This window comes from Methanobrevibacter intestini (genome assembly GCF_047402955.1).
Taxonomy (GTDB): Archaea; Methanobacteriota; Methanobacteria; order Methanobacteriales; family Methanobacteriaceae; genus Methanocatella; species Methanocatella intestini.
In genome coordinates this window covers 1,422,501-1,441,074 of the sequence record NZ_CP187956.1, presented here as the reverse complement: position 1 = coordinate 1,441,074, position 18,574 = coordinate 1,422,501, and the positions used below count along the sequence as shown (strand labels likewise).

At 26.7% G+C, this 18,574-nt stretch carries 19 protein-coding genes and 2 pseudogenes (1 of these 21 running past the window's edge); 15 read left to right on the top strand and 6 right to left on the bottom strand.

The genetic code is table 11. The annotated features are described in order from the left end of the window. Positions 1 to 93: 93 nt before the first annotated feature. Positions 94 to 1,545: pseudogene (locus tag ACMC9J_RS06645) on the bottom strand (ATP-binding protein). A 172-nt stretch (positions 1,546 to 1,717) separates the two neighbouring features. Between ACMC9J_RS06645 and ACMC9J_RS06640 the strand changes: the two are divergent. Next, positions 1,718 to 2,923, top strand: a complete 1,206-nt coding sequence (locus ACMC9J_RS06640) for an ISNCY-like element ISM1 family transposase (RefSeq protein ID WP_427003099.1) — start codon at positions 1,718 to 1,720, stop codon at positions 2,921 to 2,923. Between the two features lie 81 nt (positions 2,924 to 3,004). Here ACMC9J_RS06640 and ACMC9J_RS06635 read toward each other — a convergent pair whose 3' ends face one another. Continuing rightward, a complete protein-coding gene (locus tag ACMC9J_RS06635; protein WP_427003098.1) occupies positions 3,005 to 3,691 on the bottom strand; it encodes a hypothetical protein in 687 nt (228 codons plus the stop codon). A gap of 175 nt (positions 3,692 to 3,866) precedes the next feature. Here ACMC9J_RS06635 and ACMC9J_RS06630 point away from each other — a divergent pair, with 175 nt between their 5' ends. Further along, a complete protein-coding gene (locus ACMC9J_RS06630) occupies positions 3,867 to 4,757 on the top strand; it encodes an HIRAN domain-containing protein (RefSeq protein WP_019264461.1) in 891 nt (296 codons plus the stop codon). A gap of 41 nt (positions 4,758 to 4,798) precedes the next feature. Here ACMC9J_RS06630 and ACMC9J_RS06625 read toward each other — a convergent pair whose 3' ends face one another. After that, positions 4,799 to 5,542 carry a DNA cytosine methyltransferase gene (locus ACMC9J_RS06625; protein ID WP_004036684.1) on the bottom strand — a complete coding sequence of 248 codons (744 nt, stop codon included), beginning with the start codon at positions 5,540 to 5,542 and terminating at the stop codon, positions 4,799 to 4,801. Positions 5,543 to 5,666: 124 nt separating this feature from the next. On the opposite strand from ACMC9J_RS06625, the pseudogene ACMC9J_RS06620 reads away from it, so the two are divergent. After that, a pseudogene (locus ACMC9J_RS06620) lies at positions 5,667 to 6,884 on the top strand (transposase). On the opposite strand, the gene ACMC9J_RS06615 reads toward ACMC9J_RS06620, so the two are convergent. Continuing rightward, on the bottom strand, positions 6,869 to 7,045 hold the full coding sequence (locus tag ACMC9J_RS06615) for a hypothetical protein (protein WP_427003097.1): 177 nt from the start codon (positions 7,043 to 7,045) through the stop codon (positions 6,869 to 6,871). The pseudogene ACMC9J_RS06620 and the gene ACMC9J_RS06615 overlap by 16 nt on opposite strands. Before the next feature lie 183 nt (positions 7,046 to 7,228). Between ACMC9J_RS06615 and ACMC9J_RS06610 the strand changes: the two genes are divergently transcribed. After that, positions 7,229 to 9,076: a DUF4209 domain-containing protein gene (locus tag ACMC9J_RS06610; RefSeq protein WP_427003096.1), complete on the top strand. Its 1,848-nt coding sequence runs from the start codon at positions 7,229 to 7,231 to the stop codon at positions 9,074 to 9,076. Positions 9,077 to 9,131: 55 nt separating this feature from the next. Then, a complete protein-coding gene (locus ACMC9J_RS06605) occupies positions 9,132 to 9,311 on the top strand; it encodes a hypothetical protein (RefSeq protein ID WP_427003095.1) in 180 nt (59 codons plus the stop codon). An 8-nt stretch (positions 9,312 to 9,319) separates the two neighbouring features. Here ACMC9J_RS06605 and ACMC9J_RS06600 read toward each other — a convergent pair whose 3' ends face one another. Further along, entirely contained in the window at positions 9,320 to 9,541 is a 222-nt protein-coding gene (locus ACMC9J_RS06600) for a hypothetical protein (protein WP_427003094.1), read from the bottom strand. Between the two features lie 2 nt (positions 9,542 to 9,543). Continuing rightward, positions 9,544 to 9,603, bottom strand: coding sequence for a hypothetical protein (locus tag ACMC9J_RS06595; RefSeq protein WP_427003640.1), 60 nt, complete (start codon positions 9,601 to 9,603; stop codon positions 9,544 to 9,546). A 1,287-nt stretch (positions 9,604 to 10,890) separates the two neighbouring features. On the opposite strand from ACMC9J_RS06595, the gene ACMC9J_RS06590 reads away from it, so the two are divergent. The 10 genes from ACMC9J_RS06590 to ACMC9J_RS06545 all read left to right on the top strand — a co-directional run. Continuing rightward, positions 10,891 to 11,247 (top strand): hypothetical protein, encoded by a 357-nt coding sequence (locus tag ACMC9J_RS06590; RefSeq protein WP_427003093.1) that lies wholly within the window; start codon positions 10,891 to 10,893, stop codon positions 11,245 to 11,247. 667 nt (positions 11,248 to 11,914) lie between these two features. Then, a complete protein-coding gene (locus ACMC9J_RS06585) occupies positions 11,915 to 12,403 on the top strand; it encodes a hypothetical protein (RefSeq protein WP_427003092.1) in 489 nt (162 codons plus the stop codon). Positions 12,404 to 12,501: 98 nt separating this feature from the next. Continuing rightward, positions 12,502 to 12,666 (top strand): hypothetical protein, encoded by a 165-nt coding sequence (locus tag ACMC9J_RS06580; protein ID WP_427003091.1) that lies wholly within the window; start codon positions 12,502 to 12,504, stop codon positions 12,664 to 12,666. Between the two features lie 75 nt (positions 12,667 to 12,741). Further along, positions 12,742 to 14,583, top strand: coding sequence for a hypothetical protein (locus ACMC9J_RS06575; RefSeq protein ID WP_427003090.1), 1,842 nt, complete (start codon positions 12,742 to 12,744; stop codon positions 14,581 to 14,583). Positions 14,584 to 14,587: 4 nt separating this feature from the next. Further along, positions 14,588 to 16,075 (top strand): tetratricopeptide repeat protein, encoded by a 1,488-nt coding sequence (locus ACMC9J_RS06570; RefSeq protein ID WP_427003089.1) that lies wholly within the window; start codon positions 14,588 to 14,590, stop codon positions 16,073 to 16,075. 95 nt (positions 16,076 to 16,170) lie between these two features. Beyond that, on the top strand, positions 16,171 to 16,368 hold the full coding sequence (locus tag ACMC9J_RS06565) for a hypothetical protein (protein WP_407390699.1): 198 nt from the start codon (positions 16,171 to 16,173) through the stop codon (positions 16,366 to 16,368). Between the two features lie 202 nt (positions 16,369 to 16,570). Then, complete coding sequence (locus tag ACMC9J_RS06560) at positions 16,571 to 17,053, top strand: helix-turn-helix domain-containing protein (protein WP_019268848.1); 483 nt, start codon at positions 16,571 to 16,573, stop codon at positions 17,051 to 17,053. A gap of 29 nt (positions 17,054 to 17,082) precedes the next feature. Next, positions 17,083 to 17,538, top strand: a complete 456-nt coding sequence (locus ACMC9J_RS06555) for a hypothetical protein (protein WP_427003088.1) — start codon at positions 17,083 to 17,085, stop codon at positions 17,536 to 17,538. A 50-nt stretch (positions 17,539 to 17,588) separates the two neighbouring features. Continuing rightward, positions 17,589 to 17,882 (top strand): transposase, encoded by a 294-nt coding sequence (locus ACMC9J_RS06550; RefSeq protein WP_427003639.1) that lies wholly within the window; start codon positions 17,589 to 17,591, stop codon positions 17,880 to 17,882. Positions 17,883 to 18,005: 123 nt separating this feature from the next. Continuing rightward, positions 18,006 to 18,574, top strand: the 5' portion of a protein-coding gene (locus ACMC9J_RS06545; RefSeq protein WP_427003087.1) for a Fic family protein. 451 nt of this gene lie beyond the right edge of the window; the window shows 569 of its 1,020 coding nt (coding positions 1-569); the start codon lies at positions 18,006 to 18,008; its stop codon lies beyond the right edge, outside the window.

Here is an 18,574-nt window from a genome sequence, read left to right as displayed (position 1 = left end):
AAAACCCTTTATTTCTTAATTTATTTTAATAGAAAGCTTAAATCTTTCAGTAAAAGCTTCATCAGAAACCTATGTATTTTACTGCATAGCCAATTATAAAAATGAAAATGTTTTTGGAGGAACATAAATAATATTATCGTGTTTTTCAATATTAGTTGTAGTATCTGAGATGATAATTCCATAATCTGCACCATAACTGTTGATTGCATGAGTGATTTGTTTTTTATCTTTTCTACCACGACCCACTTCAATAGGTACCGGATTTTTAAAATCTCGCTGCAATATAAAATCAACATTTCGCTTCTTGTTTGCATCATAATACAATGTAAAACAATCATTTCCTCTTTGTGTGAAATTAAATAAGATTGATGCAACATGATTTTCTAGAAGTATTCCCTCATATTGCTTTATATCATTAATTATATTTCCAGAGTTTTCGGATAATGCATTCTAATGCTGCTTGTTGCAAAATAATATTTTTTGGTTTTTTTCATACGTTTCGATGATGTTCCATAAGCTTCAATAGAAAATATTAAATGTGTTTTTTCTAAAATGTCTAAAATATTTTTTACATTTGCTTGAGAAGTCTTTAAATATTTTGCCAAATTGTTTTGTGAAAGATTCCCTGCATTTTGTAGTGCCAGATATCTTAGTATCCTATTTGAATTCGTCTGATTTTCAAAAGTGAAATTTTTAATAGCAACCATATCAGTATTTACCACTTTTTCAATCATGTCCACAATATTAGTAGAAAGTCTTCTAAAATTGATTTTACGAGCCAAAATTGGAAATCCCCCATATTTCAAATATTCATCCCAATCATTAAAATTATACTTAATATTATTAATTAAGTCCCTGTTCATTTCATTTTCATATTTTATGGCATTTTGCTCTTCACCATTTAAAATCAAGCTAACCAAAGAATTTCCAAGATTAATATTTGAGTAATCATATTTCAATTTCAGATGTTCATTATAATTTAGAGGTGTTACGACTCTTTTAAACATCCTTCTTGCAGCATCTGCATTATATTCTAAATTTAGAGCTGATGAACCTGTAAATACCATGAAAATTTTTTCTGAACGATCATAAATTATTTTACCAGACATTGACCAGTTCTTATCATATTGTGATTCATCAATTAATAGAAAAATTTCTTTATCCAATAATCTTAATTGAGTATTGAACTGATTATTAAGGTAAATATCAACTATTTCTCTTATATTGCAATCAACTATATTGTTTAAATCATCACAGGACAAATAAATTATTTGATTGGGCAATATGTGTTTTTCATTTAATAAATAATAATATGCTTGATAAAGCAGCGTTGTTTTTCCAACACTCCTAATTCCAGGCAACACAATAAATCTATTTAACTCATTTCCTTCTATAAACTCATCAATATTATTCTTGATTTCTTCAAATTCAAATCTATACTTTAATTTTTTTACCCTCCCTAATTAATTTATCTTTTAATACATATGGCATATTAGAGCTACTTTCATTTATGAAATTAAGTATCAATTGTGTTTTATCATCCATATTATAGACTCAAAAAAAGGAGTCTGTAAAATTTTATAGGCTTATTTGTTTTTTAATTTTTTACAGTTGAACTTTCATTTTGATGAAATTTCATTCTAATTTTTCTTTAATTTTAATATAAATGATTTAAAAATAGTAAAATACTTTAATAAGTGAGGACAAATAATATTTTATGACCAAACAAAACAAATCTGCCCTCAATAGTAATATAGACTTCATACAACTTAAACTTTATGATTTTTTTGATGAAAAAATTGATCAAGAAAAAATCATTTCAAAAAGATTGAATAAAACACCTAATTTTGAAAATACTAATCATAAACTATTTTTAGATGAAAATAATACTTTTAAATATGATAATCCCATTTGTCCAGTTTGTGGAAGCCACAAAATAATCAAAAAAGGCACAATAAAGAAAAACAAACAAAATACTAATGGAAAAACAACAGAATTCAAAGAACAGCAATATCAATGCAAAAAATGTGGAAAAAAATTCGGAATATACAATAATCCATTAATTGGTGAAAATAAACAATTTTTACAAGAAATAATGGATAAAATTCCAGGAATAATGAAAATAGGGTACCAATCACTTCGTAAAATAAGTAAATACTTTGAAATATTCCTTGGAATCAGAATATCTCATCAAACAATCAAGAACTGGTCTGACAAAAATCACGAAGAAAGCATCAGCAATGAAAAATTTGAGTATTCTGGCTATTATTTATATGATGAGCAATTTTTAAGACTTAATGGGACTAGACACTACAGATTAACTTTATTTGATGCAATACTCAATATTCCAGTCACAGAACGAATAGTACGTCGCAGAATACCAAAAAACACGAAAAAATTTATCTTAGAATCAACAGAAAATAAACCATTAATTTGCCTAACAACCGATTTATTCCCAATGTATCGTAATATAGCAGATGAAATAGGAGTAAAACATCAATTGTGCATATTTCATCTGTTTCAAACAATAAACCATAAATTAAAAGTATATTGTAGAAGAAACAAGATTAATGGAAAACAAAGAGACCATATTTACGAAAATGCACAAGAATTAAAAAACTGTTTCAGACAAAACTCAAAAAAAGAAGCAATAGAACAATTTAAACAATATTTACAAAAATATACAGCCATACCAGTTGTTTTAAAAGATTTCATAAGAAAACACATCATAAATCACTTCCACAGATACGTAGAATATCTTGATGATGAAAATATAGAAAAAACATCAAATAAAGTCGAAAATTACTACAGACAAACCAATCCTGAAAAAATAAAGAAAATATACAAAACCAAAAATGGAATCCTGACATTTTTAGACTATCAAATGCAATATTGGACTGAAAAACACATTAAAATCAAATAAGCCTATAAAATTTTACAGACTCAAAAAAAGAAGATTATACAGATTAACTGAAAAAGGAAATGAATTATTTAAAAATTTAGATTAATAATTAATTCCACTTTCTATAATCATTAATTTAACATACAGGTCTTCTCGGAGTTTTAAAATCCTATTGAATCTTTCATTTTCAATATAATTTATCTTTTCGTTTGGTTTAAACTGGTCACTTTCTAAAATGTCTTGACTAAGTTTGGATATGAACTCTTCTATACGAACAAGGTTTCCCCAACCGTTTAATTCATATATGGAATATGCTTCATCATAAGTAAGTTTCTCGGGAAGAGTTTCATCAATTCTTTTAAAGTCACATTCCAGTTTCTCATCAGTGTAATTTTTAGATGATATGCATTCAATAATACTGCCTACTGCAAAATGAGGATTTGATAAATAAACACATTTGTCATATACCAATGCCTTTTCACCATTCCAGTCAACAGTAACGGAGTTGTCTTTTTCAATATCAAATGGTATGGTTTCTTTTTTTAATTTTTCCGAACATAATGGGCAGAAATTATATTCTTTGTCAAATTCTTCACCACAATTTTCACATATGCTTTTACCCAGATTATTTAAAGAATCTATAAGTCCATCTAAATTATATTGATATATATCATTTTTTAAAACTTTGCCACAGTTCGGACAGAAAAGAAAATCAGGTTTATCACAATATTCAAAATTTAAATCACAGTCTTCACAGTACCAGTTTTCATCCACGGCAGGTAAACTCATATTTTATCACCATACTCACTATCTTATTTATTCCCTTATTAAAGTTTCTTATAGGTATTTTTATATTTTGTGTATATAACCTATTTAATAACAATGTATAATTATGATGATGAATATATTATAAACTGTTTGGGATAACCAAAGTTTGATGAAATATCTATGGATGTGATTAAATATGGGGATTTGTCCGAATTGTGGAAGTTGGGTTGATGAAGGAGACATATGTCATGGCTGTGGTGCCAGTGGTAGTTACATTACTTCAGAAGATGAAGATGAAACATATAATCCTCCTGTTGAAAGCAGGGCAGACAGATTAGGTAAACAAGCATGGGATTTATATCTTGATGAAAACTATGATGATGCAATTTACAAAATCAATCAGGCATTAGATTTTGATGATAGACATGTTGAAAACTGGAATAAGAAAGCTATTATTCTTGAAGGCTTGAAAATGTATGCAACATCAGAAAATTGCTACAATAAATCACTGGAATTATCCAAAAGAAATATGGTTTATGACAACAAGGCAAGAATGTTATTTAGATGGGCACATAAATTACTTGAAGAGTCAAAAGATATTCCCGACGGATCCAATAAACTTGAAGAAGCAAAACAAAAATGCATTAAAGCAATGAAAGCACTTCCCGGAGAAAATAGTGAAGAAGATATTAATCAATATCTACGATTATGGGACTCAATAAATTTCTATATTGGCTATGAAAGAAAATTCAAAAGAAACATTGAAACATTAAAAAAATATGATAAATCAGAACTATTTACAATAACTGGAATAAACTATTATAAAAATGATGTGCAATTTAATCCAGGTTTACCTTTGAAACTTGTCAAGGAACCTGATAATGAATTTGATAAGGATGCAATTGCAGTATATGTTGAAGATAAAAAAATAGGGTATGTTGCAAACAGTGATTATACTAAATATAAATTAACTTCATCTGCATCAGAACTGCAGAATAAAATTCCGGATACTGCTAAAGGAAGCTATTTATTTTATTTAGAAAGATATGTGGAAATACAGTTTCCTATTGGAAGAATAATTAAATGAACTGGAAATAAAATTAATATTTTGAATGAAAATTTAGTCCATTAGATTAAACGTGTTTGTCCTTTTTTTTGAGATTTTTTTCCAGTTATCAATACTTCTTTAATATTCTTTGCAATTTTTTGCATTATTATAGTTGGAACAGCTTCCCCAATACATTCTCTTATATTTGCTTCATTTTCCTTTAAAAATTGTTGTTTTTCTTCTAATGGTAAATTATTTAATTCTTCTTCACTTATTTCAGACCATTTAAAATTATTAGGAATATTCATTAATAATAATTCACGTATTGAAAATGCTCTATCATCAACTGGATGGACTGTATTTTGACTCGCTAGATTAGCCATATAAGTATGCACACAAGGACCAACTTTATCCCAACATTGTCTTGTATATTTATCACCATGTTTGTTATTATGAACAACAATTTCTCCATCAACAATTTTATGGGGTCTTTTATTAATGTCTTCATTATCAAATGCAGATTCACCTTCGGAAATATCATGAATCCATGCTCTCATATCTTCTCTATAGGGCTTAAAATGATGATATATGTCAGAAGGATCAATTTCTCCCATTTCATTCAGACTAAATAAATTACCAATGACTTCAATAAGAGTTTTGGGTTCTTCTTTATCTGGAAATAAATCTAAAGGATGTACTTTATCAATTAAATCTCTTCTAACGCCAATTGTAACTGAACGGGTACGACTGCTGTTCGCTCCATAATCCTTGAAATTTATTATTTGATTTTCATGAGTCTGTAAAATTTTATAGGCTTTTTTCAAATTAATTTTTTTTACAGTTGAAACTTCACCTTGATGAAAAATTCGTTCTAATTTTGCTTTAATTTAAAAAATATTGATTTAAAAATAGTAAATTACTTAAATAAGTGGGGACAAATAATGTTTTATGAGCAAACAAAACAAATTTGCCCCCAATAGTAATTTAAACTTCATACAACTTAAACTTTTTGATTTTTCTGAAGAAAAAATTGATCATGAAAAAATCATTTCAGAAAGGCTTAATAAAAGCCCGAATATTGAAAATACTAATCAAAAACTATTTTTAGACGAAAATAATATATTTTCATGTGTTAATCAAATTTGTCCAGTTTGTGGAGCTCATAAAATTATCAAAAAAGGCACAATAACAAAAAACAAACAAAATATCAATGGAAAAACTACAGAATTCAAAGAACAGCAATATCAATGCAAAAAATGTGGAAAAAAAAATTCGGAATATACAATAATCCATTAATTGGAAAAAATAAACAATTTTTACAAGAAATAATGGATAAAATACCTGGAATAATAAAAATTGGATATCAATCACTTCGTAAAATAAGTAAATACTTTGAAATATTCCTTGGAATCCGTGTATCTCATCAAACAATCAAGAATTGGTCCAACAAAAATCAGAAGGAAACAATCAACAACGAAGAATTTGAATATTCTGGCTACTATTTATATGATGAGCAATTTTTAAGACTTAATGGAGTCAGACATTACAGATTAACATTATTTGATGCTATACTTAATGTTCCAATCTCCAAACGAATAGTACATCGCAGAATACTAAAAAATACTAAAAAATTTATCTCAGATTCAACGAAAAATAAACCATTTATTTGCTTAACAACAGATTTATTTCCAATGTATCGCAATGTAGCCGATGAAATAGGAGTAAATCACCAATTATACACATTTCATTTATTTCAAACAATAAATCACAAATTAAAATTCTACTGCAAAAGAAACAAGATTAACGGGAAAGAAAAAGAACATATCTATGAAAATACGCAAGAATTAAAAAACTGTTTCAGACAAAACTCAACAAAAGAAGCAATAGGACAATTTAAACAATACTTACAAAATTACATGGCCATACCAATAGTATTAAAAGATTTCATAAGAAAACACATCATTAATCACTTCCACAGATACATACAACACTTAGATGATGAAAAATATTGAAAAAACATCAAACAAAGTCGAAAATTACTACAGACAAACCAAACCAGAAAAAATAAAGAAAATATACAAAACTAAAAACGGAATCCTGACATTTTTAGACTACAAAATGGAAAATTGGACAGAAAAAACACATAAAAATCAAATAAGCCTATAAAATTTTACAGACTCAATTAATTGAAAATTTTCATTCTCAATTCCTCTAAAAATAAATTTATCTCTGAGATTATCACAGTAATCTGTTTTTCCTTGGATAATTTTAACTAATTCATCATAACTGTTTATTTCAATTTTTTCAACATATCCATGATTTAACAATAAAATCACCTAACGATTAATAAAAATAATTGAATCCATATTCACACTTATAACTATAAACATATTTATAATAAATGATTATTTAATATTTTAACATTACATAGTTTTAAAAAATTGATTTTAAAATAATCCCAATTCAATGAAAGATTAAATATTAATATTGAATTAAAACAAAATTACTATATGGATAATATGTTACAAGAATTTAAAAACATAATAACTGAAATGGATTCAAAATTAACTGAATATTCCCAAAGGATAGATTATAAACAAAAATTATCCAGTTTAAAAGAAAAACATGAAAATAAACCCAATTTAATTAATGAAGTTACCTATGAAATAGATTCTTTAAATTTTTTAATTGGACAAGGAAAATTAATACCATTATTGGGATGGGGAGACCATTGCTACCCAAACATTAATAAATTTGATAATGATTATGAAAATTATCTTAAACAGAGATTCAATGATACACCAAATAATATTTTAAAAAACATGTACCTAACAATCATTTTAAATTTAGATTTAAACCATAAAGATGTCCGATTATTTATAGATAAATCATTAAATATACTTAATCATTATTTAACAAGTGAAAATAATGTTGAATTGACTAATGATTTGCTCATCACCACATTTTATAAATGTTTATCTTTCAGATATAAAAAAGATGAAATCAAATTATTGATAATTAAATATGTTAAAGCGGAATTTAATGATATGTTCAATATAAAATATTTAATTGAAGTAATGCTTTCAAAAAAGAAAGTATTTAAAAAAGAGGATTTTGAAGGATTAGATGATATTTGTTGGGATTGTGCTCAAAATTCAACAAGTAGAACAACAATCGAATTATTATCATTAGGTCAAAAAATCTCCCGGAAACTTCAAAGCAATAAATATAATTGGTTTAATGAAATGGGAAAAACTTACGAGAAATTGGCTGAGGAAAGAGAAGATTCAAAATTAATACAAATCAAACATTTAAGTGATGCAATAGATTATTACAATAAAGGTAAAAATCCTCAAAAAGTTGAAGAATCATCCATTAAATTAAAAAAAGCACAAAATGAATTTGAACCAATGAAACTTTCAATGAAATTTAACGCCGATGAAGCAGTAAATGCAATCATAACAAAGATATATGAAAAAATTCCGTTAAGCTCAAATAAATTCTTGGAGTTTTTAATACATAGTAAAAATGAGTTTTTAATTCCAAAATTAGAAAAAGATGATAAAAATTACAATAGTTTTAATGATGTAACACCTATTTTAGCGACAAGTTCCCAATTGAAATTAGACAATAATCACAATATAAATCAAATTATAAATAGTGATAATAAAGAAGAATCAATAAGAGACAGCAATCACTGGCAATATTCTCTATCACTTAAATTCCATGAAATATTTTTAAGAGAAATATTTATTTATGCTTTTGATTTGAAAATATTTACATATGATTCCGTAATTACTTATTTAACTAATTGTCAAAAATTTTTAAATATTTCAGATAATGGGAAACCATTATTATATTATTTTAAACCAATCATAGAGGAATATTTCAAACAACTTGAATTAGGTTTATCAAATGAAGAGGAGAATTATGTATTATTTATAGATTCAATAGTTTCAAAACTAGAATTTTTAGTTAGAAAACTTTGTGAAATATATGACATCAATATGTTAAAACCTCAAGGAAATGGAACTACCTCAGAAAGATTACTTCATGATTTCTTTAATGATACAAAGTTTAAAGAAGTATTATTAGAAAATGATTATGACTTCTTAAAATATGTTTTATTAAAACCGGGGTTGAATTTGAGAAATAACGCGGCCCATGGTTTTGATTTAAGAATTTATACATTTAACAATGCTAATTTATTGTTATTGTGTTTTTTTAGATTATTAAAATACTTTATAATTATTGATGGAACTTATTTTCAAGAATTAAAATTTTTTAAATATCAAAATTTTGATAAAATAATTGATATACTAAGATTTGGATTAGATATTAAAAAGAAAAATAGTTAACAATAAGTTAACTACTATACAAATCAGTGAATATCCATGAGGGGTTATTGGCTATATGATAGCCGTCAGAGCACCGTATGGATCTGACATTACTGTCTGTGGTATCTGCCACTGCAGCGGAATCTCTGTTAATCCAATTACCTCCACTATGTTTTTTATGTCTCAATTTCAATCGAATATGCCCAGTCCAGAATACTCTGCATTTAACATGGACAAACTACACATCATAACCTAAGGATTTAGCTATTCTATAATATACTTGTCCCAATCCACACAATTAGAACCTTTGCCGTTACTGGCATCTGTTATTGTTTTCTTGTCTGTTTTTTGAGAATCGAAGTATTTGTTGTACAATCTATTTTTAGATATTGTCGCTAAAGCTTCATCAATAATATTTCCTTTGAAGTTAAATGTATTTGTAAATAGCTTCATTGTGGAATCATTGTAATCCGGAAGTTTGGACATCTCTAGACAATTGCAGGACGCCTTCCATTTGCTCGGATATATGCTTCTGTCCTTATGGCCATATCCACATATTCTGTCTTGTCAATCTTTTCACCATTTTTAAGTGTCATGTAGTTTGGGAGGAAATCCGGAGGACTTGTTGTCTTTTATTAATGTCATTGTATACATTGACACTAGCTTATCGTTTCCCAGTTTCTTTACTTTCTTTTCTATATCGCTACGACTACCTTTTAATGTTAATATCTGGTAATGGGCACGTTTCTTATACTTCTTTTTGTTTTGGAGTAGCCAAAATGCTATTGAATTCATAGCCTGACAAAAACTTGTCCAACTAATATATTTATTATCTGACATATTATATTATTTATATAAACAAGCGGCTCTTTCAAAAACTTGTGTGATTTTTTTAATTTTCATTTTTTATGTTCCAATGGTTTAGTTTTAGCATGAATCTTTTTAAAAGTCCGTTTTCTATTTTCATTGTTCTTTTTATGGTTTTAGAAACACTTTTTGAAAGATATTTTCAATTTTATTGTTTGTAGATGGGATATATTGATTTTCAAGATGTGTTGTTAATTTTTTAAAGTGAGAAATGATGAATTTCCATAATAATTTCTTTATAAACTTGTTATTTTCACATTTAAAGTTAATTTGTTTGTCTCGTATATTTTTAGATTCATCAAGTGTTTTTGCATCCAATAATTAGAAAATTAATTGTTTTAAATTAATTAATCCACCAATACTTTTTTCATCAAGTTTATTTTTATCAAAATAGTTTTTAAATCTTTTATTTATTCTTTGTTTAACATGAAATTTACAAAAATGGTGTTTAACTTTTAATTTAAATGAGATAGATAATTTACGAGACATACAACGAAAAATATACGATCAAGTTATAAATATTATAATTAACACTATCCAATGACAATAACTTAATTTATCCCCCTATTAATTTTGCTAATACATTATTTTTTATAGGTGCTGATGTTAATTATATTTAGGAACAGGAATTGCAACAAATTTTATGTCAGATAATAAATATATTAGTTGGACACGTTTTTGCCAAGTTATGAATTCAATAGATTACTGACTACTCCAAAACCAAAAGAAGTATAAGAAACATGGCCATTACCAGATATTAACATTAAACTGTAGTTGTAAAGACATAGAAAAGAAAGCAAAGAAATTAGGAAATGATAAGCTAGTGGCAATGTATACAATGGCCTTAATCAAAGACAACAATTCTCTAGATTTTCTTCCAAACTACATGACACTTAAAAATGGTGAACAGATTGACAAGTCTGAATATATGGATATGGCCATAAGGACAGAAGCATACATTAGAGCAAATGGAAGGCTTTCCTGCAATTGTCTATATGATGTCCAAACTTCCTGATTACAATGATTCCACAATGAATCTATTTATCAAAACATTCAGCTTCAAAAGAAACACAATTGATAAGGATTTAGTAGTAATAGCTAAAAAGAGATTATACAGCAAATACTTTGATTCGCAAAAGACAGACAAGAAAACAATCAATGATGCCCACCAGAGTAAAGGTTCCAATTGTGTGGACTGGGGGCAGGTTTATTACAGAATAGCTAAAAGCTTAGGTTATGAAGTTCAGTTTGTCCATGTCAAATGCAGAGTATCCGGAACCAGTCATATCAGATTCAGATTGAAACATAAAAACATACTGGGATAACTAAATAAACATAAATCCTGCTGCAGTGCTGATACAACTTCATGAAATGTCAGATCAATCTGGTGTGAAGATGGATATCTAATAGCCTATGATCCATCATAGATATTCACAGATTTATATAGTAGTTAATGTTAATTTTTTTCTTTTTTTTGCATTAATATCGTATAATACATTATAACTTTACAATTTAAAGTCCATAAAATCCTTTAACAAAATTTCCAAATTTACAATTTATCCAACGAATTTCACCACAAAAATAATTCAAGTAATGATTAATTAAACACATGCTTGTATGATTAACATCAATAATTTTAATCAATACTTTAATTTAATTTATGCCATATGATAATTCAGGTTAACTGTGTGGTCTAATCTATAGTGAAACTTGAATCAGAGTTATTTTATTAACTTTTTAAAAATTTAATGAAAACTTAATTTTTCAATTTATCCCAAGATTTAAGAAATTAATTAAATTAATTTCAGGATTAATTAAATTATAGAATACATTTGAAAATTAAATTATATTAATTGCAATTTTAATTAAATGTATTAGAGCATATGAAAAATCGAGTTTTGGTCATGTTTGATTTATGTTAAATCATCATTTTAGATTAATTGATTCCTGTTAAAAAACCTTTATAAGCAAAAATATTTGAAAATAAAAAACATGAAAGCAAAATACACACATAAATTTATTATTTATAATAAAAAACGAATTGAAAATAACTATAGAGGATTAGTGGAAAAATTAGCTGAATTTGATAACGAAGCTATACCAAAGGATTTTTTGGAAAATCTAAATGATTTATCAAATCTATTTTTAGAAAAAAGACAGGAATTCTATTTTAAAAATCCAAGTAATATGTGCACCATTGATGAAATTCTGCCGTATAGTGAAGAAACTAATGTTGAAACAAATAAAGTTTTGGCGTTTGTAAATAAATATATGGAATTTGACAGTATAATTGTTGGAATTGATTATTTCAATGGTGAAGATGAATATATTGAAAAATATTATTCTCATGAAGATGCAGGTTATTTTGGAGGCACATCATGGAATTTTTATGTTAAATTAATGCTAGGATATTATTATGGAATATGGGGAAACAAATTAGACATCTTTCTAAAGGATATAGGTCTTGAAGATATAATATAATTAAAGGTGAATCATGGTAGACCCATTTTGTGGGGGAATAAAAGCATCTAATTACAGACATGTTCAAAGAATTTACGAATTGAATGACATTTCTGAGGATGGAAAAAAATAGATACTCCAATGATTTAAAAAAGAATAATCCTGAGATTTATTCTGAAGTAATTGAACTAAAAAATAAATTAGAAAAAGATATTGTTAATGTTAAAGAAGATTTATTATTTGGCCAAGAACCAATTTTAAATACTAACATTAACGAGGATTAATTCATTGATTAATAAGTAAATTTAATGTATTTGAACTAAAAAATATATTAACAAGCAACACACAAGGTGGTTATTTTGAACCGAAGAATTGGAATATCACAAATGTATAATTTGGGCTTTCAACACTATCAAAGTTATTTCATGTTTGATTTATCTAAAAAAGAAGCTAAATTAATCTCACAGGGAATTACGCAAGATAAAAGAAAGGATTTAATATATGCTAGTGAAGAAAATGATAAAATTGCTAAATCATTTATTATTACTGATAAATCTTTCAATTTGACTAAAGACCAATGTAATCAAATTGAATTGGAATATGAAAAATTTGGATATGATAGTGATGACAATATCAAGGGAATCTGGAATTTAAACGATATTTTTATCAATAACGAATATCTATCAGATGAAATTAGTTGGCATAATAAGGAGTATGTAAACAGATTTCCTGATTCATGGATAGACTTCGGAAAACTATTGATTGAGATATTGGGATTTGATTTATTAAATATTAATCAGAAGGACTTGATTACTGAACTTCATTATGATATTGGATATGATGGAGTATATGATAAAAAGAACAGTAATAAATTAGAATTAAAGAAAGTTAATTTTCATATTTCTAATTTAAATGATTTGTCCAATGCATTTAATTTCACAATATCTGATGATGATGAAAGATTTTCAAAAGTTTGTGAATTACTTGAGTATTATGGTGTTTACAAATGGTATCACAAAGATCTCAATGAGAATATCACAAAACATGATGATTTCAATGATTTTAATGGTAATTCATGGTTTTTAGAACTGATTTTTGAAGATGGTAAAGTTTTAAATTTAAGAGGGGGCAATGCTTATCCTGACACTTATATTCATTTAGGACAAGCTTTATTAAATCTAAAAAAAGATTATTTGAAAATTGGCGAAATCGAAAATAAGGAGTTTTTAATGTCATTTGGCCAGAAACATTTATTGAATGTCAGAAATGAAATTAAAAAAATTCAAATATCCTATAAAATTGATTTTGGAGTTACTTTGCACAACAGATTTGAAATTGACTGCATCAATCAAAAATTAATTCCAGATACACATTATAATGTGGATTTCAATAATGATGATGTTTTAGGAATATATGCATTATCTCTTAAAAATGTCCCAAAAAACGAAATTAGCTTAGATTCCTCTAAATTTAAAGATTTTTTAGAAGAATTTCTTCAATTGGAACTAATTGAATCCAAACACAAAACATGCTGGTCATTATATGAAAGTTTTAAAAATTCAGTTAGAGTCACATATCCTAAAGGTGAAGTTTCTTATGACTTTAAATATAATCCTCAAACATGGATTCAATTAGGAAAATCTTTAAATAAATTAGTCGGATTCGATATTTTAAACATTGCTAATTCAGAACAGGTAATTACAAACCTCCATTATGATTTTAAAGATGATGGAGTTTATGATAAAAGGACAAATAAAAAATTAAGATTAAAATCATTATCTTATAGGCATGGTGCTGTTTTAGATTTTGGGTTTTCAAAATATCGTTTTTCAGTAGATTTTGATAAAAAAACATTCCGTTGTTTTATTAATGAAAAAGAACTATCTGACGAGGAATTAACTGTAATTTTAGATTTAATTGAAAAATATCATATCTATCAACTTGATGATGAGAAATATTGGCAGAAACTAATTTATCATAAGTGGATGGGATTTGATGGATATAATTGGCGTTTAAATTTAGTCTTTGAAGATGATAAACATTGGTCTATTGGGTGCAGTAATGATTATCCAGATATATTTACGCACCTAGCTTTTGAAATTATAGATTTAACAGGTAAAGACATGTTAAATGTTAGATCAATCGGTGAAGAAGATTTGAAATTATATAAAAAATATGGTAATGACATATTAAACGGGTGAAAACATGAGATGTGTTAATTGTTTAAAATTTTTCGATGATTTTTATGGATTCTGTCCTTATTGCGGACATGAAAAGATAGATTATAATTTATATCCTTCAGATGATGATAATAAATTCAAATCAGAATTATTTAATCAACTTGGGGAGAGATTAGTTAAAGAGTTTAAAAAAGATGATGCTTTTAATGCATTTAATGAATCTATAAAATTCAACAATGAAAATATTTGTGCTTGGAAAAACAAAGCAGATCTCCATAATGATGATTACTGGGAAAACTACACAAAAGCAATGGACTGCATTGAAAAAGCATTAGAAATAAATCCAAATGATTTGGAATCCATAGTTTTAAAAGGAAAAATCTTAAAAAACATAGATAAAAAAAAATCAAAAGATTATTTTGAAGACATTTTAGTTAAGTGTAATGGTAGTAATGAAGAATCCCTAATTGCTAAGGGGGATGTTTTGTACGAGTTAGACGATTATGATTCAGCAATCACAGCATATACAAAAGCATTAGATATTAATCCCTTAAATTCAAAGACATGGGAGAAAAAAGGAAAAGTTCTATGTTATAATGATAATAAGGCAGAGGGAATTAAATCTTTAAGAAAATCACTTTTATTGAATCCTCATGATATTAAACTTTGGAGAGACTTGAGGGGGTATTGTGGAGATTTAGAATCTGAAATACATGAATGCGATAACGCATTATTGATTTTTCCAAAAAGCGAATATGAATGGCGATGTAAAGCAGATAACTTAAAAAGCATTGGAGACTATGAAAATGCAATAAAATGTTATGATATGGATATGGAAGTAGAATATCATAGCACTATGGATAATAGCTATACTTCACAGGCAGATTGCTTTATAGAATTAGAAGATTATGAAAATGCAATTAAAAGTCTAGATAAAGCATTAAACATCTGGCCAGAAAATTTCACCACCATTAAATCAAAAGGCGATTGTTATTTTAATCTTAAACAATATCAAAAAGCATTGGAATGTTATGAGGTTTTAATCAAAAATAAGAAAAATTGGTATGATGTTGAAATTTCAAAAGGAGAAGCATTACTAAAAATTGATAAAAATCATGGCATTGCATATTTTGATGAATTGCTCAAAAAAGAATTAAGCCTATTTGATAAAGCAAAAATATATCTTGCGTTAGAAGATTATGACCAATCATTAATGTATATTAATCAAACAATAGATAAAAATGATTCTCACAGTTATAATCATTTATATTCTCTTAAAGCACAGATATTATATGAAATGGGAGATAAACAAGATGCTCTTGAATATTTTGACAAATCAATTGAATATTACCCGACAGAATTTGCAATAATCCATAAAGCACTTATCTTAGAAGAACAGAAAGAATATAAAAAAGCAATTAATTGTTTAGATGAAATATTAGAAAGCAAACCCTACGATAAAAAAATCATTTCTAAAAAAGAAGAACTTCAAGGCAAACTCCGGGACATGTGAACATAGGATTTTTGAAGGTTTAAGTAGACTCAATTGATAATTTTATATAAATAATAAAATATTATATTAATTATTATATACAGGTTGTAATAGCTATGGCCAATATAAATAATACCTCCTCCTACATGGATGAAGACAAAAAGCAAATTATCAAAGAGTCCAATTATACTTATAGAGATGCTCTTGAAGTTTCAGCTTATCTCATTGAAGTAGGCAAGTTCGAAAGATTTTACAAGGAAATGCAAATCTATGATTTGCAAAAGGAACTTGACGAAATGGATGATGGAGAATAACTTCAAAAAATATATCTCTCATATATAACTCTTCAAAAGAAACTATTTTTCATAAGTGAAAGGAGTCTGTAAAATTTTATAGGCTTTTTTCAAATTAATTTTTTTTTACAGTTGAAATTTCATCTCGATGAAAATTCGTTCTAATTTTGCTTTATAGTTACTAACCAAACTTTTATTATAGATGGGTGATAGATTATAAAATATGTCCGGAAAATCTAAAATTAATGTTTTTAACAAAATGACAAAAACTGCTTTGGATGAAGAAATAAGTACTTATGTGGCATGTCATAGATACTATCAGCGGTTAATTGCAGTTAAAATAGTTAGTGAAGGAAATACAATTGCAGATGCGGCAAATATATTGGGAAAATCTTATCAAACAGTTCATAGATGGATAAAAACTTGTGAATCTGAAGGATTAGAAGGTTTAAAACCATCATTTGGTGGTGGAAGACCATCAAAATTAACTTATGATCAATTGATTGAATTAGATAAAATCATTGAAAAAACACCAAATATGTCAATGAAAGATGTACATCTTCTTGTTAATGAAAAATTCAATGTAGATTATAGTTTAAAGCAAATAGGAAAAATTGTGAGAAAATTAGGATACAATTACAGCAAAGCATATCCTAAATTTTCAAAATCACCTGAAGATGCAGAAGAACAATTAAAAAAAACTTAGAAGAACATAATATATCATCTAACAATATTATGGTCTTTTTTGATGAAGCATCCTTTCAAAATGAACCATGTACTCAAAAATCATTATATAAAAGAGGAACAAAACACACTCAAACTGTAAATCCTTACAAATTCAAAATCAATGCCACAGGATCATTATCAATAAATGGAAAATCAACCATCACAATCACAAATTCTTCAACAGCACCAGAAATAGCAATAGCACTCCTAAAATTAAGATGTATTAATACAAAAAATAAAAATGCCGTAAAATTATTAAATAAAATAATTGAAGAAGTTAAATTAACTGATGAAGAAATAGATGAAATTTTAATGGAAAACAATGAAAATAACAAAGTTTTCACAGAAAAAATAATAAAAACAATTGAAAAATATAAAGACGATACAACCTCAACAATTGCCAGAATCATTGGAAAACACTGCAATCGAGAATCACCCAATAATGTAAAAAAAGAAGAGAAATAAAAAGAAAAATAACCTTAAATCTATTGGAAAAAGAAGACCTGATAACAAAAATGCAAACCGAACAAAGAATATGTTTAATCTTAGATAATTACAGCATTCATAAGTCTGCATTCATCAAAAAAATAGCACTACATCTCAATATTACATTAATATACCTTTCACCATACTCTCCACATCTAAATCCAATAGAGCAAATATGGAGACAAATGAAACGAGAAATTAAACATCATTACCTAGAATCAAGAGAATTTTTACAAGAATTAACAATAAAAACCTACAAAAAATCGATTTATAAAACAAAAGTTCATGACAAATGGCTCGAAACATTTATAACAAAAGTTTAGCAACTAACTATAAATCTGTAAAAATTTTGTTGCCCGTAAAACTTTATTAACAAATGATAATCACAAGAATAATTATATACTTACCAAATTCTCAAAGAAAATTAAGAAAAATAAGTTGATACTATGTTTGAACCTCAATTTACATATACTGATAAAATCGTGAATTATATTGCAGAAATCGGTTCAGCTAAAGAAGTTATCAGCAATGCAAAAATAATCCCCTTATATGATACCCAATTAAAACAGGAGGCTCTCATTAGATCTTCACATTATTCAACATCAATTGAGGGGAATCCTTTAAATTTAGATGAAGTAGAAACATTAATCAAAAACAATAAAGAACCAACTACTAAAGCAGAACGGGAAGTATTAAATTATTTCAATGCATTAAATCATTTAGATCAATATTCGAATGAAATTATTACTTCCGACACAATTTTATCAGTACATAAAGATTTGACTAAAGATTTATTGCGCAATCCTGAATATGAAGGTAAATTTAGAGATACTCGCGTATTTATTGGCAAACTACATACTCAGAAAATAAATTATATGCCTCCAGATGCTTATAAAGTGCCAGGTTTAGTAGATGATTTATTAGATTGGCTAAACAATTCGGCAGATGAAATGTACCCAGTCATTATCGCTGGAATTCTTCATTATGAATTAGTACGTATCCACCCATTTGTTGA